The following is a 24,484-nucleotide window of genomic DNA, read 5'->3' as shown; positions in this document are numbered from 1 at the left end:
ATTTTGTTTTAGGATTAATCGTTCTCAATTTAAGGAAAACATATTTCATAAAACAATTAGTAGAATGGTAGAAAGTAAACCTATTTACCAAAATCAAATAAAACAGATACTAAGTGTATAACTCAATAAATTTAAATCTAATGTATTAAAAAAAGCAGCCAATTGGCTGCTTTTTTTAATACTCTAATTTCCTTAAATAATTTATTTTAGACTTCCAAATTTCTAAATTAGATTTATAATTATTAATATCTTTTCTAACCTTTTTAACTAAAGGATTATCTTCAGTTACATTAGAAATAAACCCTAAATTATTTTCAAGCTGTTGAATTTCTCTAACAGTTTCATCTATTTTTTTTCTAATAAATAATTGCTCTGAATCTAATTTTCTATAATTATTTTGTTCTAAATAACCATTAATTAAGTTTTTAAACTTAATCATTTCTATTTCTGTTTTATCTAATTTATCAGAAGATTGAATAATTTTATCTAACAACTTATTAAATTTAACTTCAATATGTTTCATTTCATAAGGCACTCTACCCAAAGTTCTCCATTCATCCACATATTTTGTAACAGTTTCCAAAGTGAATTCAGTTTTATTATCCACTTCCAATTTTAATTGAGCATACATTTCCTTTTTCTTATTAAAAACTTCAATTTGCTCTTTATTACCTTCATTTTGTTTGTTATGTAACCTATCAAAATAATAATTACAAGTATCTTTAAATTCTTTCCAAAGTTTATCAGAATATTTTCTAGGAACGTGGCCTATATTTTTCCAATCGGCTTGAATTTTCTTAAAAATATCCGTAGCTACATCCCAGTCATCACTATCTTTTATAGATATTGCTTGTTCAATTAGTAGCTTTTTTTTGTTTAAGTTTTCAAGTTGTTCTTTTTTAACTTCTTTAAAATAGGTGTTTTTTTCTGCATTAAATTTCTTAGTTGCAGTTTTAAATTTTTCCCAAATTAAATTACTTTTATTTCTGGGAACTTGTCCTATACTAAAAAATTTATTTCTTAGCTTTTCAATTTCATTAATGCTTTTTTGCCAATCAGATCTATTAGCATTTTTTGAAGTATCTACTAATTCTATTTCAGAGATAACTGCTAATTTTTTATCGATATTTTCTTCAAATTTAGATTTCAATTCTTTATAAAACTCATGTCTTTTATTATGAATTTTATTGGTTGCTTCACTAAATTTATTCCAAACTTCATCTCTGTATTCTCTGGCAACAGGCCCAACTTCTTCTTTCCAAAGTTTATGTAACGTTTGCAATTCTTTAAAAGCAAAGGAAACGTCTTCTAATTTTGTTAGTTCTTCAGCTTTGCTAATTAATTTTAATTTTTCTTCTAAATTATGTTTAAAATCTAAATCTCTTAAATCATTATTTAAATGTAGTAAATCATAAAAACGTTCGGTATGATGATAATAAGTACGCCAAGTATCATTATACTTTGCTTTAGGAATTGGACCTGTGGCTCTCCATGTGTTTCTAATTCCTTCAAACTTTTTATACATTGTAGCTCCATCAGCATTTTCAATTAATTGTTTTAATGCTTCTATTAAATTCAGTTTAGCTTCTAAATTTTGATTTAATTGTTGCTCTTGATTTTTATAAAACTCATTTCGTTTTACTTTATAATCATAAAGAATACTATTGTAGGTTGATTTTAAAGGAAATTCTAATTTAAAATCTATACTTTCTCCTCCTTCACTAATAAATTTTTCCTTTTCATTTTTTAGTATTTCTCCAAACTTAACATTAAAAGCAGTTTTAATTTTATTGACATTGTCATTAATAGATTGTATTGGGTTTTTTTCAATTAAATTTCTTAATTCATCAACTAATTCTTCTAAGCTAAAATCATTATAATTTTTCATTTGAACAGACTCAACCTTTTCTTTTTCAGCTTCTTCTGCTACTTTATTTTCTATTTCATCAATTGCTTTATTTGACGATAGTTCTACATCATCATTTTTAACAGATGTAGCTTCAATATTTTCCTCAACTACTTCTTTTTCAGCTTCTTGATTTTCAGGTAATTCAATTTTATTCTCACTAGGTGTTTCTTCTATACTATCCACAGTATTTTTAGAAGATTCTTCCTCAACGTTTTCAATAGATTCGGAATGTTTTTCCTCTTTAATTTCTATTTTTTTTTCAGTTTGTTTAGGTGTTGATTCAATTTCATTTTCGCCGGTACTATTTTCTTTATTTTCTAACATATAAAAATGTTTAAGGTTCGTTTTTATGCATTTTAAACTAAATACTTACTTATTTTATAAAAAATACATTTTTTATAAGATGAATACTTTAATAAAAAGTTGCGTAAATTTAAGCAATTCTTTTTATGAATTCCATATTTCCCAAGATTTTTCTGCTTGTAATTGAAGCATTTCTAATCCGTTTTTAACTACTGCACCTTGCTTTTTAGCAGCCTTTAAAAAAGCAGTTTCTTCTGGATTGTATATTAAATCAAAAGCTATGTGGTTTTTGGTAATAAATTGATAAGGAATTTGTGGTTTTTCAGTAATATTTGGTGAAGTTCCAACTGGTGTACAATTAATTATGATTAAATGAGTTTCTATTAGTTCTTTATTTAAATCGCTATATAAAATTCCCAGATTATTATTTCTGGAAACAAATTTAAAAGCAATATCCATTTGTTTTAAGGCATAAGCAATTGCTTTAGAAGCTCCACCAGTTCCTAAAATTAAAGCCTTTTTTGATGCAGCATTTAATAAAGGACGAATAGATTTTGAAAATCCATAAGTATCTGTATTATAGCCAATTAACTTATTATTGTTTGTTATTTTTATAGTATTTACTGCTCCAATTTCTTTTGCTTCATCACTAATATCATCTAAATATTTAATAATACTTTGTTTATACGGGATGGTAACATTTAAACCTCTAAAATCATCTTCTCTATGATATAAAAGAAATGGAAATTCTTCAATTTCAGGGATATCAAAATTATAGTAATTAAGATTTTTTAACTTTAATTTTTCAAATTTTTCTGTGAAATACTTTTTAGAAAAGGAATAGGAAATGTTTTTCCCTATTAATCCAAATTTGGTGCGTTTATTCATCAATATATTCTTTTTGTTTTGTGCCATATTTATCTATTAACAAAATTACTCCAGCTCCCAATAAAATATAAAAAATAGCAATCAAAGTTTGCGAATCGGAAAAATTAGGTAAATATCTTTCAAAATTCTGAATTACTTTATTTCCGTTTGCATCCAATAAAAATTCTCCATTAAAAACTTTGTAAATTTCCTTTTTCCAAGGCCAAACTATTCCTAATGAACCCGTTATAAAACCAATTATTATAGCAATTACTAATTGATGCCAACGCTTTAATACGTAACCTAATATATGCGAAATAAAAACAAGCCCAAATGCTGACCCAGCGGTAAAAGTAGCTATGATTTTTAAGTAATGTAATTGTTCAATATTATCAATAAAACTAAAATCTCCAGTAACAATTTGTGTTAACGTTTTTAGTAAAACATTTACTGATTCAACAAGCAATAACACATAATTACCCATTAAAATTAAAATAAATGATCCAGACAACCCAGGCAAAGTCATTCCTGAAACGCCTATAATACCGCATAAAAATACAAACCAAAGATTATCATTTTCAGTAGCTGGACTCATAAAACTAATAAGCAAACCTACGGTTGCTCCAAAAACAATTCCTAGAATATTTCTTAATCTCCAATCATTAAAACCTTTTGATATATAATATATTGATCCTAATATCATTCCAAAAAAAGCACTCCAAACATATAATTCATAATTTCTTAATAAATAATCTAGTACAATTGAAAAACTAAAATAGCTAAACATACTGCCTCCTAAAACCAATAGTAAAAAAGTAGCGTTTACATAGTTATAAAAGCTTTTAAATCTGCCATTTATGAGTAATAAAAATGCTTTGTAGTTAATTTTTCGGAAAGAATATATAAGCTCTTCATAAAAGCCTAAAACGAAAGAAACCATACCACCAGAAACACCGGGAACTTTATTTGCAGCACCCATTGTTAATCCTTTAATAAAAAGGAAAAATTTATCGAGTAAACTTCTTTCTTTTCGTACCATAATTTTTCTATTTCTTCATCGAAAAATTTGCTACTTTTTCTAATAGAATTATAACAACAAACCCAATTACTGCCAAAAGTATTGCCCAAAACAATTCAGGATTTCCTTGATATGAATTAGGGAATACACTAACTTCTTTTATAACTACTAATTTTTCATCAAATAGTTTAGTTTCTAATACATTTTTCCAAGGCCAAATTTTATTTAAGGAACCCAATATAAATCCTGTTAAAACGGCTAACGTACTATTTTTATAATGTGTAAACAACCATTTTAAAATATTTGAAAAAGTAAGTAACCCAACAACAGCACCAGCTGCTACAATTCCTAAAAGTTTAATATCTTTATTATGTACGGCATCTAATACCGGTTTATACGCCCCTAAAAGCACTAAGATAAATGCCCCAGAAATACCTGGCAATATCATTGCACAAATTGCTAAAGCACCGGCTAAAAACATAAATAAAGGGGAAGAATTTTGAGTAATTAAAGGTTGCAATGTAGTAATGTAAAATGCTAAAACTGCTCCTATAATTAATGCAATTATTACCAGTGGACTCCATTTTGTTATTTGTTTCCCTACATACAAAATACTTGCTAAAACTAAACCAAAAAAGAACGACCAAACCATTACCGGTTTATGCTCTAATAACCAAGAAATTAATTTTGCCAACGAAATAATGCTAATAAAAATTCCAGATAAAAGTGCTACTAAAAAATTCCCATTTATAGCTTTCCAAACTCCTTTAATTCCATCCGATTTTAATGTTTTTATCGTTTGCCAATTTATAGCACTTATAGAAGTAAGTAGTTCTTCATAAATTCCTGAAATAAAGGCAATTGTACCTCCAGAAACTCCTGGAACTACGTCTGCAGCTCCCATTGCAATTCCTTTTAAAGTAATAATTAAGTAGTGTTTTAATTTTCTCTGTTGCATTTGTTAAGGTTAAATCTCGGACAAATGTACTATAATTACAGGTAAGATTTTTTAAAGTTTTTGATAATGCTTTGTGCTTCTGTTAATTTAAAAACATCAGGAAATAATTCTTTTAAAGTAGATTGATATTCAAAATCTATTTCTAAAGCCATTTGTAAATGTATTTTGCCTTTTTCTTTATTTCCAAATTTATAAAACAATCCACAAAATCGGTATTCAATTTCCGCAAAATTTTGATAAAATACACTTGCTTTGTGCAAGGTAATTAAGGCTTCTTCAAAATCTCCAATAAAACATTGCGTATCACAGAGTCCAACCCAAATTACTAAATCATTATCTTCTAATCTTAAACATTCGTAAAATGCTTTAATTACTTCTTCATAAAAAGAAAGTTTTAGATTTATTTCAGCATATTTTCTCCAATACAAACTATTTTGCTCATCAATTTCAATTGCTTTTTTTACAAAATATAATGCTTTTTGATATTGTTTTTGGTCAATATAATTATCTGTAATTGCAATCCATCCTTTATCTAGTAATGGATCTTCATGTACTGCTTTTTTATAAAATTGAATTGCTAATGAAGTTTTTCCTAAGTTATTATAACACTCACCAATTCTTAAAAAAGCAAATGAAGTTGGGTCATCAAGTTCTAAAGTGGTAGTATAATTTTCAATAGCTTCTTCAAAACGCATTAATTTTTCTAAAGTTTTAGCTTTTTCTAAAAATCCTCCAACAAAATATTCATCAATTAAAACGGCATAATCAAATGCTTTTAATGCTTCTTCATATTTTTCTAAAATATAAAATTGCCTTCCTAATTGATGCCAAGCAACTTCACAATATGGATCTTTATTAATATAATTATTTAAAAAAGAAACAGCTTCATTGTGTTTGTTTTCCATATCAAAGCAATAAATAACATTGTATAATGAAGAATAATCTTCAAAATCAACTTCTAAACACTTTGCAAAATTAAATCTGGCATCATCAAAATTATCTAAAAATAGATATTCCATACCAATAATTGCATAAATATCAGCTTCATCATCTGTAAAAACTAGGGCAGATTTTAATAAATTAATGGCTTGTAAATGCTCATTTTTTTTAGATAAAATATTTGCTTGCTGAACATAAACCTCTTCATTGTTAGGTTCTATAGCGTTAAGTGTATTTAACAAATTTGATGCTTTCTCTAATTCTCCATCAAACACCAAAACCTCAGATTTAAGTAATTTTAAATTTATGGAATTAGGATGTTGTTGTAATCCTAAATTTATCGCTTTTTTTGCTAAAGCATTTTTACCCATTTCTAAATAATAATGTATAATTTCCTCAAATTCAATAGAATCAAAAAAATAAACACTATTTGTTTTTAGCATAGATTCAAACTTTGATAAAGGCAAATTTTCTTCTTTTGGAGTTAAAGACATAGTAAGAGCTATTAGATACTCATAGAATAAAAGTACATGAACTAATGTTACCTAATTTAATTATACCTTATTTTTTTTAACAATTTAATTAACAAAATACTGTATATTTGTATTCCAAACAATGTTTGGTAAACCCATGAGTAAAAAATTATTACTTACTGAAAAAGAAATTCACATCATTTTACAAAGATTGGCCTGTCAATTAGTTGAAAATCATCAAGATTTTAAAACTACTGTTTTAATTGGTATTCAACCTAGAGGAATTTTTTTAGTAAACCGTTTAGTGCAAATTTTAAAAGATGAATATCAACTCTCAGATATAAAAGTTGGTCAATTAGACATTACCTTTTATAGAGATGATTTTAGGCGAAGAGAAGATCCAATAGCCGCAAACACCACCAATATAAATTTTATTGTTGAAAATAAAAACGTGGTTTTAATTGATGACGTACTATTTTCTGGAAGAAGTATTAGAGCTGCCTTAACTGCAATTCAATCTTTTGGAAGACCTTCTTCCATTGAATTATTGGTGTTAATCGATAGAAGATTTAGCCGACATTTACCTATTCAACCAGATTATAGAGGAAGACAAGTAGATGTTATTAACAAAGAAAAAGTTATGGTAAACTGGAAAGAAAAAGACAAAAAAGATGCAGTTTACATTATAAATAATTAAAAAATGAATCAGTTAAGTGTACAACATCTTATAGGAATAAAGCATCTAAAAAAGTCGGATATTGATTTAATTTTTAAAACTGCTGATCATTTTAAAGAAGTTATCAATCGCCCAATAAAAAAAGTTCCTTCTTTAAGAGATATTACTATTGCCAATTTATTTTTTGAAAATAGTACGCGAACCAAACTATCCTTTGAATTAGCAGAAAAAAGATTATCCGCAGATATCATTAATTTTTCAGCAAGCCAATCATCCGTTAAAAAAGGAGAAACTTTAATTGATACCGCTAATAATATTTTATCTATGAAAGTAGATATTATTGTAATGAGGCATCCTAGTGTTGGAGCTTGTGATTTTTTATCGAAACACGTAAATGCAAAAATTGTAAATGCAGGTGATGGAACTCATGAACATCCTACCCAAGCATTATTAGATTCGTTTTCCATCCGAGAAAAATTAGGAGAAGTAAAAGGTAAAAAAATAGTAATAATAGGCGATATATTACATTCTCGTGTAGCCTTATCAAATATTTACGCATTAAAATTACAAGGAGCAGAAGTAATGGTTTGTGGGCCAAAAACATTAATTCCAAAATATATTGAAAGCCTTGGCGTAATTGTTGAAACAAATCTAAAAAAAGCATTAAACTGGTGTGATGTTGCAAATGTTTTAAGAGTTCAAAATGAACGAATGGACATAAATTATTTTCCATCTACCAGAGAATATACTCAACTTTTTGGCATTAATAAAACCTTATTAAATTCATTAGATAAAAAAATTGTAATTATGCATCCAGGACCGATAAATCGTGGTGTAGAAATCACCAGTGATGTTGCAGATGCCGACCAATCTATTATTTTAAATCAAGTTGAAAATGGAGTTGCTGTTAGAATGGCTGTTATTTATTTATTAGCACAACAAATAAAACAATAATTGTAAATGAAAATTACTAAAACCAAAAAATACACACTTATAAAACCCAGCTCAGAAGTATTTTCTGAGTTTTTAAAAAAATTAAATCTTGAAGAAAATTCGTTAAAAAATGAGCATTTAATTATTGATATTTCAGAAATATTTAACATTGATTCTATAAATTTAAATGTATTTTTACCTATTAGCAAACAACATAAGCAAAATGGCACAAGTTTTGTGATTATTTTTAAAGAAACTTTTGAAGAAGATTTGTTAGATGAAATGGATATTGTTCCAACATTTACAGAAGCATTAGACATTATTGAAATGGATACTATTTCAAGGGATTTAGGATTTTAAAAAGATATATTTATTGATGAAAAAATTACTTTTACTACTTTTTTTTATAGTTTTTACTGCTTCTTTTGCACAGCAAAAAGAAAAGAATGCCATTTTTAAAAATGACATGACTTCATCAATTTCAAATATTACCGCTTATCCAAATCCGTTTTCTGAAAACACCAGAATTAGTTTTATATCAATTCGAAAACAATCCATTGATTTTTCAGTTAAAAATCTTCTTGGGAAAACCATTTTTAATCAAGCTTTTGAAGCAAAAAAAGGACTTAATTCTTTTATATTTAATAGAAATAAATTTGTTAGAGGAATGTACATTTATACCATACAAACTAATACTGAAGTTATTTCAAAAAGATTAATTATTAGATGAGTATTGATGTTACTATTTTAGGATGTCATTCTGCAACTCCTAGAGAAAATGCACATCCAACAGCTCAAATTGTAACCATTAAAAATCATACTTTTTTAGTGGACTGTGGAGAAGGAACACAAGTTCAACTCAGAAAATACAAAGTGAAATTTAATAAAATTAAGCACATTTTTATTTCTCATTTACACGGCGATCATTTTTATGGTTTAGTAGGATTAATTTCAACTTTTAGATTATTAAATCGTGAAACTGAATTACATATTTATGCACCAAAAGGATTAAAAGAAATTATTACACTTCAATTAAAAGTATCAAAATCATGGACACAATATCCACTTTATTTTCATGAATTGAATGCTGCCAAAAGCAAAATCATTTTTGAAGATGAAAAAGTAATGGTTAGCACTGTTCCTTTAAGTCATAGAATTTATACTAATGGTTTCCTATTCAAAGAAAAAATAGGCGAACGAAAATTAAATATAAACGCCATTGCTAACTATCCTGATATTAAAATATGTGATTATCAAAATTTAAAAAACGGAAGAGATTTTAAGTTAGAAAATGGTAAAATTCTTGAAAACAAAAAAGTAACTTTAAATCCACCAAAACCTTTAAGTTATGCTTTTTGCAGTGATACTGAATATCTTCCGGAAATTACTCCAATTATCAATAAAGTAGATGGTTTATATCATGAATCCACTTTTTTAAATGATAAAGAAAACTTGGCAAAAACCACCAAACATTCCACAGCTCAACAAGCAGCAACAATTGCTAAAATGGCAAACGTAAAGCAGCTCATTATTGGTCATTTTAGTAGTCGATATAAAACTAAAGATACTTTTTTAACTGAAGCACAAAATATTTTCAAAAATACTGTTTTAGCCGAGGAAGGAAAAACATTTAAAATTATTTAAATAGTTAAAAAAATGAGTAGTCATTTTGACAAACAAGCTAAAGAATGGGACAACGATCCAACTAAAATTTTAAGAGCAAAAAAAGTTGCCTCTGAAATTAAAGCATTTTTAAAACCCAATAAAAAAGAAAAAGCACTTGAATTTGGTTGTGGAACAGGATTATTGAGTTATCAATTAAAAGATGATTTTAAATCCATTATCCTTACAGATACTTCAAAAGGAATGATAGATGTTTTACAACAAAAAATAAAAAAAGAACATATTTCTAATTTTCATCCTAAATTAATTAATCTTTTAGAGAAAAAATTACCAGAAAATAATTTCGACGTAATTTATACGATGATGACTTTACATCATATTTTAGATGTTCCAAAAATTTTAAACATTTTCAGTTCATTATTAAAAAATAACGGACTTTTATGTATTGCAGATTTGGTAAAAGAAGATGGCTCTTTTCATGCTAATCATTCTAATTTTGAAGGACATAATGGTTTTGATAAAGATGAATTAAGCACACTATTAGAAGCTAACGGATTTATTGTTGAATATTACAATATCTACTTTGAAATTGAAAAAAAATTAGCTGATGGCATTAAAAAGTATCCTTTATTTATTATGATTTGTAAAAAAATATCCTAATGAAAACCTTTAATAAATACTTATTTACTTTATTAATTTTAATCAATTTTAGTGAACTTTCATTTTCTCAAACCACAAAAATATTAACTTTTAATATTAGATATGATAACCCTAATGACCTTGAAAATAGCTGGAACAATAGAAAGGAAAAATTAGTAAATCTTCTTAGAAATTATGAACCAGTTATTTTTGGAATTCAAGAAGGACTTCCAAATCAAGTTGCATATATTGACAGTTCTCTAATTAACTACAACTATATTGGAAATGGCAGAGATGGTAATAACAAAGGAGAATACAGTGCTTTATTTTACAACAAAACCAAATATTTAGTATTAGAATCTAAAACCTTTTGGCTTTCAAAAACTCCTGATTTTGTTTCTAAAGGTTGGGATGCTGCTTTACCAAGAATTTGTACTTATGGACTTTTTAAAAACTTAAAAACAAATAGAAAAATTTGGATTTTTAATGCACATTTTGACCATATTGGTGAAATTGCACGAGAGAATTCAGCAAAATTAATTGTAAAAAAAATTCATGAAGTAAATACTGAAAATTATCCAATTGTTTTAATGGGAGATTTTAATGCAACGCCAAATAAGAAACCAATTTTATATTTAAAAACACAATTAGATGATGCTTTGGCTATTTCAAAAAAACCATTGTACGGTCCAATAGGAACTTTTAACGGTTTTAACAAAAAACCTACTGTTAGAAAAATTGATTATTTTTTTACTTCTAATTTAAAAGTATTATCATACATTCATATAGATGATCGATTGAACAACAATAATTACATCTCTGATCATTTTCCAGTTTTAATAATCGTTAGTAATAAAGAATAAAATGATGGAAGATTTATATAAAAATCTAATTGTCAACGTACTAGCCGTAAGTTAACTATAAACTAAACGTCTATTATATTACAACTAAAAAAAATTATTGGTAATTATTTAAATTAAATTAACCAAAAAATCTTAAAAAAAAGCCTCTAAATTTACATTTTAGAGGCTTTTTAAATTTTAAAAATAAATTTTAACTACCAACGAATAATAACACTTCCCCAAGTAAATCCACTACCAAAAGCAGCTAAAACAACAATATCATTATCTTTAACTTTACCTTGTTCCCAAGCTTCAGTTAATGCAATGGCAATAGAGGCAGCCGTTGTATTTCCATATTTCATAATGTTATTATAAACCTCATCATCAGATAACCTAAGTTTCTTTTGCACAAACTGTGAAATTCTAAGGTTTGCTTGATGAGGAATAAACATATTAATATCTTCAGCACTTAAATTATTGGCTTGTAAACCTTCACTAATAACTTCAATAAAACGAACTACCGCATGTTTAAACACAAATGTTCCATTCATATAAGGGAAATAAGATTCATCATTTTTATCGTTAGCTTCCATAATTTCAGGAACCCAATGCCTAATACTTGGTGCTAAAACGGTTAATTCTTCTGCGTGTTTTCCTTCGGAATGTAAATGTGTAGATAAAATTCCTTTAGTATTATCTTCTGTTCTTGAAATTACGGCAGCTCCTGCTCCATCCCCAAAAATTACGGTAACACCTCTACCTCTAGTAGTTTTATCTAATCCACCAGAATGGAATTCTGCACCAACAACCAACACATTTTTATAGTCTCCAGTTTTTACAAACTTATCGGCAACAGACAAGGCATAAATAAAACCTGAACACTGATTTCTAACATCTAATGCTCCAACAGTTTTTAAGCCTAACATTTCCTGAATTTGAACTCCACAACCTGGAAAATAATAATCGGGACTTAAAGTAGCAAAAACTACAAATTCGATATCTTCACTTGTTAATCCAGCTCTTTCAATTGCAATTCTAGCAGCTTTTGCACCCATAACCGCAGAAGTATCTTCGCTTCCTTCTTTTATCCATCTCCGTTCTTTAATACCAGTTCTTTCCTGAATCCAAGCATCATTAGTATCCATCATTTTGGATAGGTCATCGTTAGTTACAACATTATCAGGAACGTAGTATCCCAGTCCAGTTATTTTAGAATTGTACATATTATATTTTTTATGAATTTTATCAAACATAATAAAAAGTATATATTCCTACAACTAATCTATTACTAATTCCTAAATTTGGTTAATAACTTTTATATAAAAATTGACGAAATCGCAAACTTCACATTTAGCCTAACCTCTTTAAATATTGAGAAAACACTGTATTAAAATAAGATAATGGAGTTTCTATTTAACTAATACCATTCCATAATTTCAGTTAAAGATTTTCTATGAATATCTGGCACATAAGTTTTATCTGACTCATATCCAACAGGTAACAACAAAAAAGCACGTTCATTATCTGGGCGATTTAATATTTTTTCTAAAAAACGCATAGGACTTGGTGTATGCGTAAGTGTAACTAAACCAGCATTATGAATGGCTGAAATTAAAAACCCACAAGCCAAACCAACTGATTCATTTACATAATAATTTTGATGTTTTTTACCGTCTTTATCATACTCAAAAGGACGTTTAAAAACTACTATTAAATACGGTGCAACTTCTAAAAATTCTTTATTTGTATCAGTTCCTAAATGTTTTAAATCTTCTAACCATTCATCACTCATTCTTTCATTATAACTTCTTTTTTCTTCTTCTTCTGCAGCAATTCTAATTTTTTTCTTTAAACCTGCATTTTCAACTACACAAAAAGTCCAAGGTTGTTTATTGGCTCCTGATGGAGCAGTTCCTGCCGTTTTAATAATATTTTCTATAACTTCCTTATGAATTTTTTTATCAGAAAAAGTTCTAACCGACCTTCTTTTATTTAAATTTTTGAAATAATTTAAACTTTGCGTTAACATTTTATCTTCAGAAATGGCATATTGTTTATACCTAATATGTTTGTAACCCTCAATTAAAATATAATCGTCGTTTTTCATAAATATTAAATTAATTTTTAAAAGTACTAAAATTCTTTAAATGCTTTTGGATAAATAAACTTTCTCTTATTTACTGTCAGTTTGTCATTTTAAATAGTTTGGTATTTTTTTTGACAATAGGTAAGCATTAAATCATAAAAAAAATAAAAATATGGCAACTGGAAATATTAATGTAACGGCTGAAAATATTTTTCCCATTATAAAAAAATTCTTGTATTCTGATCACGAAATATTTTTACGTGAACTAATTTCGAATGCAACCGATGCAACTTTAAAATTAAAACATTTATCAACTTTAGGTGAAATTAAAGGTGATATTGGAGAACCAATGATTGAAGTTAAAGTTGATAAAAAGAAAAAAGAAATTAGAATTATTGACCAAGGTGTTGGTATGACTGGTGAAGAGGTTGAAAAATACATCAACCAAGTCGCATTTTCTGGAGCAGAAGAATTTGTAGAAAAATACAAAGATAAAGTAGAAGATTCAGGAATTATTGGTCATTTTGGCTTAGGTTTTTACTCTTCCTTTATGGTTGCAGATAAAGTAGAAATATTTACTAAATCATTTCAAAAAGATGCTAAAGCAGTTCGATGGGAATGTGATGGAAGTCCAAAATATACTTTGGAAGAAATTGATAGAAAAGAAAGAGGAACAGAAATTGTTTTACATATTGATGAAGACTCTAAAGACTTTTTAGAAGATTCAAAAATTACTGAACTTCTAAAAAAATATAATAAGTTTATGCCAATTCCAATTAAATTTGGAACTCGTGAAGAAACTTTACCATTACCAAAAGATGCCAAGGAAGGTACTGAACCTGAAAAAATTACGGTAGATAATCTTATAAATAATCCTACACCTGCTTGGACCAAAAATCCTAAAGATTTAAAAGATGAAGATTATAAATCTTTTTACAGAGAATTGTATCCAATGCAGTTTGAAGAACCATTATTTCACATTCATTTGAATGTTGATTATCCTTTTCATTTAACAGGTATTTTATACTTTCCTAAATTAAGTAAAAATTTAGATCCTACAAAAGACAGAATTCAACTCTATCAAAGTCAAGTATTTGTAACTGATAATGTGGAAGGTATTGTACCAGACTTTTTACAAATGTTGCGTGGTGTAATTGATTCACCTGACATTCCTTTAAATGTATCTCGTTCTTATTTACAATCTGATGCAGCGGTTAAAAAGATTTCAAGTTATATTACTCGTAAAGTTGCAGATAAATTAACCAACTTATTCAAAAAAGACCGCAAAGCTTTTGAAGAAAAATGGGATGATATTAAAATTATTATTGAGTATGGAATGCTTTCTGAAGATAAATTTTTTGAAAAATCTGACAAATTTGCTTTGTACCCAACTGTTGATAAAGAATATTTAACTTGGGCAGAATTAGAAGAAAAAATTAAACCAATTCAAACGGATAAAGATAATAAATTAGTAGTTTTATACGCTTCTGATGTTAAAACACAACACAGCTATATAAATGCCGCTAAAGAAAAAGGATACACCGTTTTATTATTAGATTCTCCAATTGTATCTCATTTATTACAAAAATTAGAAGGAGCTAAAAAAGACGTTCAATTTGTTCGTGTAGATGCAGATCACGTTGATAATTTAATTAAAAAAGATGAAAATAAAATTAGTAAACTTTCTGATGAAGAAAAAGAAAAACTAAAACCAATTATTGAAGAAGTAATTCCAAAAGAAACCTATACTGTTCAAATGGAAGCTATGGATTCTAATGCTAATCCGTTTATTATTACACAACCTGAATTTATGCGACGTATGAAAGAAATGCAAGCTTCTGGTGGTGGTGGAATGATGGGAATGGGAAATTTTCCAGATATGTATAATTTAGTCATAAATACTAATAATGATTTGGTAAGTGAAATTTTAAACACCAAAACTAAAAAGAAACAAGAACGTTTAATACAACAAGCTTTTGATTTGGCAAAACTTTCTCAAGGACTTTTACAAGGAGAAGAATTAACAAATTTTATAAAACGTAGTTTTGAAATGGTGAAGTAAATCACCAAATCGTAAAAATAATCACCAAATCGTAAAAACTTTTCAAAAATCCTTAGCTTTCGCTAAGGATTTTTCTGTTTTATGATACTTATCATAACTTTATTTTATTTTCTATAGTAACTTTAAATTATCCTCAGCAAATAATTTCTTTAAAAATTTAAGTTATGCTAAAAAAAATACTCTTTATTTTAATGCTTTTTCCGTATGCACTATTATCTCAAACAATTTATGTAGATCAAAATGCAACAGGAAATAACAACGGAACTGATTGGCTAAATGCCTATACCGATTTACAAATTGCTATTACTAATATTGGGACAAATACTACAATAAATGTAGCGCAAGGAACCTACTATCCAACAGCTACAACTGACAGAGCATTTTATTTTAGTATTCCTTCAGGAGTTAAAGTATATGGAGGTTTTCCAACTGGAGGTGGAACTAGAGATCTAGATTTATATTCTACTATTTTAAGTGGTGATATTGGTACAATTGGAGTTAACACTGATAATTCATACCATGTAGTTTATTTCCTTAATACAATTTCAAGTACTGAAATGGATGGTTTTATTATTGAAAAGGGGTATGCTAATGGTAGCGGTTCTAATGAAAGTAATGGTGGTGGTATTTTAATATTAACTGCAGATTCCGGGGATTCTAATGCATATATTAGAAATTGTACCATACGCGATAATTATGCTGTTGGAGAAGGTGGTGGAATATATGTTTACAAAAGAGCTGAAATATACAATTGTAAAATCTATTCTAATCAAGTAACTAGTTCAGGTGGTGGCATTTCTATAAGTACAAGCGGGAGAATCTACAATTCATATATAGTTAACAACAAAAGTGTAGATTTTGGTGGTGGTCTAAAAATTACAGGTATTAATACTGCTCCAAAAGCAATAAATTGTGTCATCGCTAATAATGAATGTGAGAATTATGGAGCAGGAGCTTATTTAAGTGAAGGTTCTCTTAACAATTGTACCATTGTAAACAATGGAGGCAATGGAGTGCATTTTGGCTCTTATGGCAGTACTTATAATGGTATTATTTGGGGAAATAGTACGTATCAATCAACTCATGTAGCATCAAGTAATTCTCACCTAGTTGAAAACAATTGTATTCAAGATATTTCAACAATGGGAACCAATATTGGTATTTCAAGCACTAATAACGGAGCCATATATGGCGAAAATTATCCGAGATTTACCAAACCAACTTCTTTTAAAGGTAATGCAACTACGTCAGCTGAATTAGATGAAATATTAAATGCTAATTGGTCTATAAATCCGCAATCCGCAGCTATTGATTTTGGAGATAATTCTTCATATCCAACTACAACAGACACACCCACTGTAGATATTATTGGCAGCAACAGAACCATTAATACAACTATGGATGCTGGTGCACACGAAGCCTTAACCAATATAATTACCAACCAAGCTGCCAACCAGCAACCCACTTCTGCCACTTTAAATGGCGAAGTACTTTTTGCAGAAACTGGAAATACCATTACACGAGGGTTTGTATATGCAACCACACCAAATTTTGATGTAACCACTGCAACTAGTACAACCAATTCAGGTACTGGTTTAGGAATTTACACCGATAATATTACCGGTTTAACCGAAAATCAAATGTATTATTACAAAACTTGGGTGCAATTTGACGGCGTTAAATACTATGGAAACGAAGTAAGTTTTAAAGCTAGCAATTTAATTGCGTACTACCCATTTAACGGTAATGCCAATGACGAAAGTGGTAATGTAAATAACGGCATCGTAAACGGTGCCACTTTAACTACTGATAAATCTGGAAACGCCGATAGTGCCTACTCTTTTAATGGAATTAGCGATTTTATACAAGTACCAAACAGTAACTCTCTTGATATTTACAATAGTGATCTTTCAATATCAATGTGGTTGTATAATGATAATCCATTAACTGATAATACATGGAAAGGTATTTCTAAAGGCGGTTGGGGTACAAACGCTGGTTACGAATTAATATTTACTAATGAACCCGCAAACGCAAATGGTATATTAGCTTTAACAATTGGCAGCAGTGGTAATAATTTCCATTCATTTAACGATTACAATAATCAATGGGTTATGTTAACAGGAACTTATGATAATAGTAATGGGACAAAAAAAATATTTATAAATGGTATAGAACAAACAACAGTTATTCAAGATAGTGATTTTTTAAAATCAAGTCCTAACGATATCTATATTGGTAGACGTGATCCTTCCAATATTATTTATTCAGGTTTTGTGAAGGGAAAGATGGATGATATAAGAATCTATAACGCTGCTCTAACTGCCTCAGAAGTTTTAGCTTTATACACTGCTGAAACTCTTGCTGTTGCAACTGAAAAACTTAATACAAACCTAGGTTTTTATGTAAACAACAACACATTGTATTTTAAAAACACTCAAAATTTAAATAATATTAAAAATATTATTGTTTTTAATATGCTAGGGCAAAAGGTTTACCAAACTGATATTATTACCAACAAAATATTATTTAACAGCTTAAAAACAGGTGTTTATATTCTTAAGGTCGAAAATAAAAATGGTAAGTACAACACCTTAAAATTTATAATTTTTTAAAACTCTACAATCATGAAAAAAATACAACTTTTAGTAACTTTTTTGATGTTTCCTTTGTTCTTTTATGCACAATCTAGTTTGGTTGCTTATTATCCTTTTAATGGAAATGCAAACGACTTAAGTGGAAACGCAAATAACGGCACCGTAAATGGAGCTACATTAACAACCGATAGATTTGGTGTTGCAAATAGTGCTTATTATTTTGATGGTAGTAGTAATTATATTTCTATTACTGATAATCCAAATATCAATATTCAAACTGGTGAATCTTTTACAATTTCTTATTGGTGTAAATACGATGCACAAAACAATGCCACCTACCTTATTTCAAAATACAAAGGTTCATATGGGGAACCAAGTTATGCTTTAGGGGCAGGCTCTGGAGATCTTCCTTATAGCTGGTTCGAATTTACTGTCGGAAACGGAATTGAAAACAGGGGAGCAATTCATTTATATGATACTAATTGGCACAATATTACTACTGTTTTTAAAAGTGGAGTTAGTATCACAATTTATGTTGATGGAGTTTTAGATATTTCAAAATCAACAACTTATACAGGAAGTATTATAAACTCAAGAAATTTAACTATTGGCAGTGGTTCAAACATTGCACAATTTTATAAAGGTGCAATAGACGATATTAAAATTTATAAAAAAGCTTTATCCTTACAAGAAATTCAAAATGAAATTAACGGATTGGTAGCCTACTACCCTTTTAATGGAAACGCTAATGATGAAAGTGGTTCTGAAAATAATGGAACAGTACACGGTGCTACATTAACAACCGACAGATTTGGAATTGCTAACAGCGCGTATCATTTTAATGGAGTTGATAATGATATTCAATGTTTATTTCCTGGTCCTTTAGGCGGTGCTGATAGAACCATTTCTTTTTGGGCTAAAACCAATGTTCTTCTAACTACAAATTATGGAAATGTTGTCTTAAGTTATGGTATTTCCCCAACTAGTTTTGATTATGGAGCAAGATTTGATATTAGCATAAACTCAAAAGCACGTGGCTTAGCCGTAGGTTTAGGTGGCGGCGAATTAAATAAAGCATTTGATAATAGCGATGGAAACTGGCATTATTATACCGTGGTTTTTGACAATACAATTGGAGCTAATTTAACTAATATTTTATTTTATGGTGATGGCAATAAATTAACAACAACAGCTGCTTTTAACGGTGCTGATAATAATATTCATACAAGCAATCAATACCCAATTTATATTGGTATGTTATATGCTTATGGCAGATATTTTAATGGAGATATTGATGAAGTAAAAGTGTACAACAAAGCCTTAACCGAAACAGAAATTAAAAATGATTATAAAACCTTAATAGCTTACTATCCATTTAACGGAAATGCCAATGATGAAAGTGGAAACAACCTAAACGGAACCGTAAGTGGAGCAACCCTTTCATCTGATAGATTCGGAAACTCTGATAGTGCTTATAGTTTTGATGGAAATGATATCATTACTATTGCCCATGATGATATTTTAAATTGTAGTAATGAATTAAGCATTTCAGTATGGGTAAAACCAAACTCACTTCAAAATGCCATGATTTTAGGTAAATCTAATTATACCTCCAATACTAATTATTTGTTAAGAGCTAAATCGACAGGGTATATACAATTTGAATATAAGAACTTTGCCAATTCAAATAGTTTACCACTTATAGTGAATGATTGGAATCATATAGTAGTAGTTTCTAATACTGATGATTCTAAACAAGTGTATGTTAATGGGGTATTAGCTACACATACAACAGTTACTAGCCCATATGGATTAGTTACAAATGACCTTACCATTGGAGCAAGATATAGAGCCGAATTTTTTAATGGAAGTATTGATGATTTGAGAATTTATAAAGCTGCACTTACAGAATCTGATGTTTTAGCACTATACAATAATAACTCATTGGACATTGCAGATAATCAATTGAAACAAGCCAATACTTTTTATGTTTCTAAAAACACATTGTATTTTAAAAACACCCAAAATTTGAATGACATTAAAAATATTGAAATCTATAATTTATTAGGTCAAAAAGTATTTACAACTTCAAAAATTAAAAGACAAATACCAATTACCAATCTTCAAAAAGGAATGTATATTTTAAAAGTAGAAGATAAAAATAGTAATTATAATACTTTAAAATTTTTAAGCTATTAAACCTGAGTTCAATATAAGGATTTAGTTGTTCAAAACGCTATTCTCGATACCATTTTCTATTGAAAATTACTCGAATTGACGTGTTTTGTTTACAAATTACGTCAGATTGAGTGAAATTCTGAAAGAATTTTGTATCGAAATCAAGTAATTTGTTTACATCGAACTCAGGTTATTAGCTTACTTTAACAAACAATTAATAAAAAGTCTCAACAACCATTGAGACTTTTTTTAGTATTTTTACTTCCTATTAAAATTATTGGCACTTTTTTTGTAATTAAGTTCCATATAAAAAGTTATATGATACAAAAATTAATACTTACTATTATTTTAACTTGTACTTCCATTGCTTCATTTTCGCAATCGGATAGTACACATACCATAAATAATGAAGTTGGTGTAACCACCTCAACCAATCAATTAAAAGCTAATTCCTCAAATACTAGAGTTAATCCTAATACAAACTACAATATTAATAGCAACAAGCAGCTAAATACCGATGCTATTAATCAGAATTTGAAAAAATATTCAAATAATAATCACCAAAGTATTTTATTAGAAAATCGACCAGAAGACAAAGATATTATTGGGGTTAGATATTGGAATAATAAAGATGTTACCCATAAAAGTTTAGCCAGCACTTTTGGTTTAGGTACTGTTACCACTAGAAGTAGAACCGTTAAAATTGAAACACGAGATCATAGTTATGTAGATGGAGACCGGATTAAAGTTTACTTAAACCAACAAGTTATAAGTGACAACATTGGGCTAAAAAGCAATTATTTTGTATTGTATGTTAAACTAAAAGATGGTTATAACCGAATAGATTTTCAAGCTTTAAATCAAGGTTTTTCAGGTCCAAATACTGCTGAATTTAGTGTTTATGATGAAAATGGAAATTTATTATCTGATAAAGAATGGAATTTGACCACTGGGCAAACTGCCACTTTAGGTATTATTAAACAAAACTAATGATTTTAGCAGCCTCAGGAATCATTCTTCAAAACAAGAAAATTTTATTACTTCAACGTTCAAATTATACTCAAAATCATCCTAAATATTGGGGTTGTCCTGGCGGAAGAGCTGAAAAAGGAGAAACGGCTGAACAAAATGTAATTAGAGAAGTTAAAGAAGAATGCAATTTAGATTTTACCCCAACTTCTATTTTAAAAACAGGTATTTGGCAAAACCGAAAATATTTTCGTTTTCTAGGAAATTGGACTGGAAAAATTAAAATTCAAGAATTGGAAGTGATGGATTTTAATTGGTTTACTTACCAAAAAGCTATAAAACTAAAACTTTCATTTGACTACAAAGAAGTACTTGAACTTTTGTGTCAAAATCAATTATTAAAATACAGTTAATTGATTATCAGTATATTATATTTAACACGTTGTGCATTATGATAAAATTTCGTCAATTCGAGTGAATTTTAGCCTTTTTAGGCTTAAAATTAGTATCGAGAATAGGTTTTTCAGTTAAAAACAACCGTTCTCAATACCATTTTTTATCAAAAAATACCTGCCTTGCCGTCAGGCAGGCAGGCTTGAATTGACCTAATAGTATGTTTAAAGAATCAAAATGCACAACGAGTTATATTTAACAAATTTTTAGCGATTTTAATCCTGATAAAATGTAACTTTAAACAGAAACAACCGTACAAATAGCACATTTGGATTTTTCCCAACTCAAAATCTAACCTTTAAAAACCAAAAGAGCTCTTTTTTTTCCAACGCTCCAAGAACTCCGAAAAAAATATCTATCTTTGAAAAATAATTCCAAAATAAAAATTCAAAATGGAAAAATTTGGAGAGTTAATACGAAAACATAGAGAAAAAAAAGGACTACCACTCCGAAAAGTTGCAGCTGAATTGGATGTGGATACTTCAATATTGAGCAAAATTGAGCGTTCAGAAAGGTTTGCAACTTCTGACCTCATTCCTATTCTATCCAAACAATTAAACATTGATTTTAAAAAACTGCAAATTCTCTACTTGACCGAGAAAATAAAAGCAGAATATAATAATGAACCTTATCTGCTTGAAAGCCTAAAACAAATTATTAAATCGAAATAACTATGGAGTGCGAAATCAAAATAAAAGACAACAAAATCTTTGCTCCTTTAAAGGATAAATGGTTAGTAAAAACTCCTGAAGAAGAAGTAAGACAAAAATACATTTGCAATCTAATAAATCACTATAGTTTTTCATTAGAACAAATGAAACAAGAAGTAACGGTTAGTAATTCTTCAAGAGGACAAGGACGAGCACAAGCCGATATTGTGGTTTGGAAAAACAAGGAAGATAAAAATGAGGATAATAGCCCTGTTATTGTGGTTGAGTGTAAAGCCGAAAACATCACCATTCGTGAAGAAGATTGTTTTCAAGGTTCAAATTATGCTTCTTGGGCAGGTGCCGACTTTTTTGTTACCACAAACTTAAAAGAAACCAGAGTTTTTAAAGTTGTAAAGGGGAAAATTCCAAAGCGACTGGAAGAAATTATTGACATTCCTGATGCAAAAATTGTAAACAACGAAAAGAAAATAAACGAACTTTTAAAACAAACAAAAGCCTTTACAAGAGATGAGTTTTCAAGAGTGTTATTGCAGTGTCATAACATTATTAGAAATAACGACAAACTTTCTCCAGAAGCCGCTTTTGACGAAATAAGCAAAGTTTTATTTATTAAAATTCGTTATGAAAGAGATAATAATGAAGCTCAAATATTTTCAAAAAAACGATTCGTTGAAAATCGAAAAAATTACCACAAGTTAAATTCAGAAATGGGAGTAACAGATGCAAAACCATTTTACCAACAACTTTTTGAAAAAACAAAACAAGATTTTGAAAAGGATGACTTATTTGCTCAAAATGAAACATTACGAATTAGAGAAAATAGTTTTGAAGCTATTGTAGAAAAATTAGAAAAATACAATCTTTCTACAACCTCTGATGATGTAAAAGGTATTGCTTTTGAAAAATTTCTAGGTAAAACATTTAGAGGAGAATTAGGACAGTTTTTTACACCAAGAACAATCGTTGACTTTATGGTAGAAGTTCTCGACCCACAAGAAGGCGAAATTATTTGCGACCCCGCTTGTGGCTCTGGTGGCTTTTTAATAAAAGCCTTTGAATATGTTCGTTATAAAATAGAGCAAGAAATACAAGAACAAAAAAATTTAATCAGAAAAACATATTATAATGAAGAATATGATAAATGTTCGGAGGACAATAAAGCTATAGTTCAATTAAAAGTTGATGATTTACTTCAAAAATTAGAAAAAGAATTAGATATTAATAATCCTAAAAGTAGGATAAGGGAATTATCTTATGATTGTATTTTCGGTACAGATGCCAACCCGCGAATGAGCCGTACTGCAAAAATGAATATGATTATGCACGGAGACGGACACGGTGGCGTTCATCATAATGATGGTTTACTAAATGTAAACGGAGTTTTTGAAAATCGTTTTGATATTATCCTTACAAATCCGCCCTTTGGTTCTCGTGTTGAAAAAAGTTTAAAAATTACAGAAGCCGACAAATACACCGACGAAAAACGTATTGCAATGTACAAAAAGCGTTACGGAAAAGAATACGAAAAGGCAATGCGACAAATTACTGATAATATTGGCGAACCACTTTTGAGTTTATACGAAACTGGCAAAATGAGCACGCTTACCGAAGTGCTTTTTATTGAACGCAGTTTGCGTTTGCTAAAACCAGGCGGAAGAATGGGAATTGTGTTACCAGAAGGTGTTTTAAACAATAGCAACTTACAAAAAATTAGATATTTTGTAGAAAGTAAAGCTAAAATTATACTAATAACTTCCATACCACAAGACGTATTTATTGCAAGTGGTGCAACCGTAAAACCAAGTTTATTATTTTTCAAAAAATTTACAGAAGAAGAAGCAAAACAATGGGCAACAATAGCAAGCAAAGCAAAAAAGGATATTGAAAAAAAATACGAACCACAAACGAAACCAATTAATGAGAAATTAGCTTTAAGAGGAAAAGAAGCACCAAAAGCAGTCGAAAAAAAGAAATTGCGAAAAGAACTTAAAACCTTACAAGAAAGAATTGCTACAGAAATTAAGGCACAGATAAAAAATGACTTCGATTATCAAATACCAATTGCAGAAGTTGAAAAAGCTGGAATTAGTACAACTGGTTCAAAAATTGAAAATGAGTTAGAACCATTAGCTAAAGAATTTAAAACTTATAGAGAAACCAATCATTTATGGAAAGGAAAATTTGACGAGATAAAATATGATGTAGATAATGAAGGTAATTTTTACCGACAATTATTAATTGGTGCCGAACAAATTGCACAAGAACCTGAGGTGTTTTATGGTAAATAG

General features: G+C 28.6%; 21 protein-coding genes and 1 pseudogene. 15 read left to right on the top strand and 7 right to left on the bottom strand.

What is annotated here, in order from left to right; translation table 11 throughout:
• A pseudogene (locus tag L3J60_RS02440) lies at positions 1-121 on the top strand (IS1595 family transposase); the annotation flags it as partial.
• Positions 122-175: 54 nt separating this feature from the next.
• Here L3J60_RS02440 and L3J60_RS02435 read toward each other — a convergent pair.
• From L3J60_RS02435 to L3J60_RS02415, 5 genes are all read right to left on the bottom strand, one after another.
• A complete protein-coding gene (locus L3J60_RS02435) occupies positions 176-2,233 on the bottom strand; it encodes a DUF349 domain-containing protein (RefSeq protein WP_291973890.1) in 2,058 nt (685 codons plus the stop codon).
• A 123-nt stretch (positions 2,234-2,356) separates the two neighbouring features.
• A complete protein-coding gene (locus L3J60_RS02430; RefSeq protein WP_291973889.1) occupies positions 2,357-3,100 on the bottom strand; it encodes a shikimate dehydrogenase in 744 nt (247 codons plus the stop codon).
• Entirely contained in the window at positions 3,093-4,118 is a 1,026-nt protein-coding gene (locus L3J60_RS02425; protein WP_291973888.1) for a DUF368 domain-containing protein, read from the bottom strand. The genes L3J60_RS02430 and L3J60_RS02425 overlap by 8 nt, the downstream gene beginning before the upstream one ends.
• Before the next feature lie 7 nt (positions 4,119-4,125).
• Complete coding sequence (locus L3J60_RS02420) at positions 4,126-5,055, bottom strand: DUF368 domain-containing protein (protein WP_291973887.1); 930 nt, start codon at positions 5,053-5,055, stop codon at positions 4,126-4,128.
• 35 nt (positions 5,056-5,090) lie between these two features.
• Positions 5,091-6,488 (bottom strand): tetratricopeptide repeat protein, encoded by a 1,398-nt coding sequence (locus L3J60_RS02415; protein WP_291973886.1) that lies wholly within the window; start codon positions 6,486-6,488, stop codon positions 5,091-5,093.
• A 136-nt stretch (positions 6,489-6,624) separates the two neighbouring features.
• Between L3J60_RS02415 and pyrR the strand changes: the two genes are divergently transcribed.
• The 7 genes from pyrR to L3J60_RS02380 are packed head-to-tail and all read left to right on the top strand — an operon-like array spanning position 6,625 to position 11,201.
• Positions 6,625-7,164 (top strand): bifunctional pyr operon transcriptional regulator/uracil phosphoribosyltransferase PyrR, encoded by a 540-nt coding sequence (pyrR, locus tag L3J60_RS02410; protein WP_291973894.1) that lies wholly within the window; start codon positions 6,625-6,627, stop codon positions 7,162-7,164.
• A gap of 3 nt (positions 7,165-7,167) precedes the next feature.
• Positions 7,168-8,097, top strand: a complete 930-nt coding sequence (locus L3J60_RS02405; RefSeq protein WP_291973885.1) for an aspartate carbamoyltransferase catalytic subunit — start codon at positions 7,168-7,170, stop codon at positions 8,095-8,097.
• A gap of 6 nt (positions 8,098-8,103) precedes the next feature.
• Complete coding sequence (locus L3J60_RS02400) at positions 8,104-8,436, top strand: hypothetical protein (RefSeq protein ID WP_291973884.1); 333 nt, start codon at positions 8,104-8,106, stop codon at positions 8,434-8,436.
• A gap of 16 nt (positions 8,437-8,452) precedes the next feature.
• On the top strand, positions 8,453-8,806 hold the full coding sequence (locus L3J60_RS02395) for a T9SS type A sorting domain-containing protein (protein WP_291973883.1): 354 nt from the start codon (positions 8,453-8,455) through the stop codon (positions 8,804-8,806).
• Positions 8,803-9,720 carry a ribonuclease Z gene (locus tag L3J60_RS02390; protein WP_291973882.1) on the top strand — a complete coding sequence of 306 codons (918 nt, stop codon included), beginning with the start codon at positions 8,803-8,805 and terminating at the stop codon, positions 9,718-9,720. Before L3J60_RS02395 ends, L3J60_RS02390 begins: the two co-directional genes overlap by 4 nt.
• 12 nt (positions 9,721-9,732) lie before the next feature.
• Positions 9,733-10,359 carry a class I SAM-dependent methyltransferase gene (locus L3J60_RS02385; RefSeq protein ID WP_291973881.1) on the top strand — a complete coding sequence of 209 codons (627 nt, stop codon included), beginning with the start codon at positions 9,733-9,735 and terminating at the stop codon, positions 10,357-10,359.
• On the top strand, positions 10,359-11,201 hold the full coding sequence (locus L3J60_RS02380) for an endonuclease/exonuclease/phosphatase family protein (protein WP_291973880.1): 843 nt from the start codon (positions 10,359-10,361) through the stop codon (positions 11,199-11,201). The genes L3J60_RS02385 and L3J60_RS02380 overlap by 1 nt, the downstream gene beginning before the upstream one ends.
• Positions 11,202-11,395: 194 nt before the next feature.
• Here the strand turns inward: L3J60_RS02380 and L3J60_RS02375 are convergent, their stop codons facing one another.
• Positions 11,396-12,403 carry a beta-ketoacyl-ACP synthase III gene (locus L3J60_RS02375; RefSeq protein WP_291973893.1) on the bottom strand — a complete coding sequence of 336 codons (1,008 nt, stop codon included), beginning with the start codon at positions 12,401-12,403 and terminating at the stop codon, positions 11,396-11,398.
• A gap of 194 nt (positions 12,404-12,597) precedes the next feature.
• Positions 12,598-13,287, bottom strand: a complete 690-nt coding sequence (locus L3J60_RS02370; RefSeq protein WP_291973879.1) for a nitroreductase family protein — start codon at positions 13,285-13,287, stop codon at positions 12,598-12,600.
• 151 nt (positions 13,288-13,438) lie between these two features.
• Between L3J60_RS02370 and htpG the strand changes: the two genes are divergently transcribed.
• From htpG to L3J60_RS02335, 7 genes are all read left to right on the top strand, one after another.
• Entirely contained in the window at positions 13,439-15,328 is a 1,890-nt protein-coding gene (gene htpG / locus L3J60_RS02365) for a molecular chaperone HtpG (protein WP_291973878.1), read from the top strand.
• Between the two features lie 164 nt (positions 15,329-15,492).
• Positions 15,493-17,943: a LamG-like jellyroll fold domain-containing protein gene (locus L3J60_RS02360; protein WP_291973877.1), complete on the top strand. Its 2,451-nt coding sequence runs from the start codon at positions 15,493-15,495 to the stop codon at positions 17,941-17,943.
• A gap of 12 nt (positions 17,944-17,955) precedes the next feature.
• Positions 17,956-20,124 carry a LamG-like jellyroll fold domain-containing protein gene (locus L3J60_RS02355; RefSeq protein WP_291973876.1) on the top strand — a complete coding sequence of 723 codons (2,169 nt, stop codon included), beginning with the start codon at positions 17,956-17,958 and terminating at the stop codon, positions 20,122-20,124.
• A 297-nt stretch (positions 20,125-20,421) separates the two neighbouring features.
• Complete coding sequence (locus L3J60_RS02350; RefSeq protein WP_291973875.1) at positions 20,422-21,093, top strand: hypothetical protein; 672 nt, start codon at positions 20,422-20,424, stop codon at positions 21,091-21,093.
• Positions 21,093-21,485 carry an NUDIX hydrolase gene (locus L3J60_RS02345; protein ID WP_291973874.1) on the top strand — a complete coding sequence of 131 codons (393 nt, stop codon included), beginning with the start codon at positions 21,093-21,095 and terminating at the stop codon, positions 21,483-21,485. The genes L3J60_RS02350 and L3J60_RS02345 overlap by 1 nt, the downstream gene beginning before the upstream one ends.
• A 432-nt stretch (positions 21,486-21,917) precedes the next feature.
• Entirely contained in the window at positions 21,918-22,196 is a 279-nt protein-coding gene (locus tag L3J60_RS02340) for a helix-turn-helix transcriptional regulator (protein ID WP_291973873.1), read from the top strand.
• A gap of 2 nt (positions 22,197-22,198) precedes the next feature.
• Positions 22,199-24,484, top strand: coding sequence for an N-6 DNA methylase (locus L3J60_RS02335; protein ID WP_291973872.1), 2,286 nt, complete (start codon positions 22,199-22,201; stop codon positions 24,482-24,484).

Source organism: Lutibacter sp. (genome assembly GCF_021647475.1).
Taxonomy (GTDB): Bacteria; Bacteroidota; Bacteroidia; order Flavobacteriales; family Flavobacteriaceae; genus Lutibacter.
The sequence above is the reverse complement of the archived record's forward strand: the minus strand, read 5'-3'. Positions and strand labels throughout refer to the sequence as shown.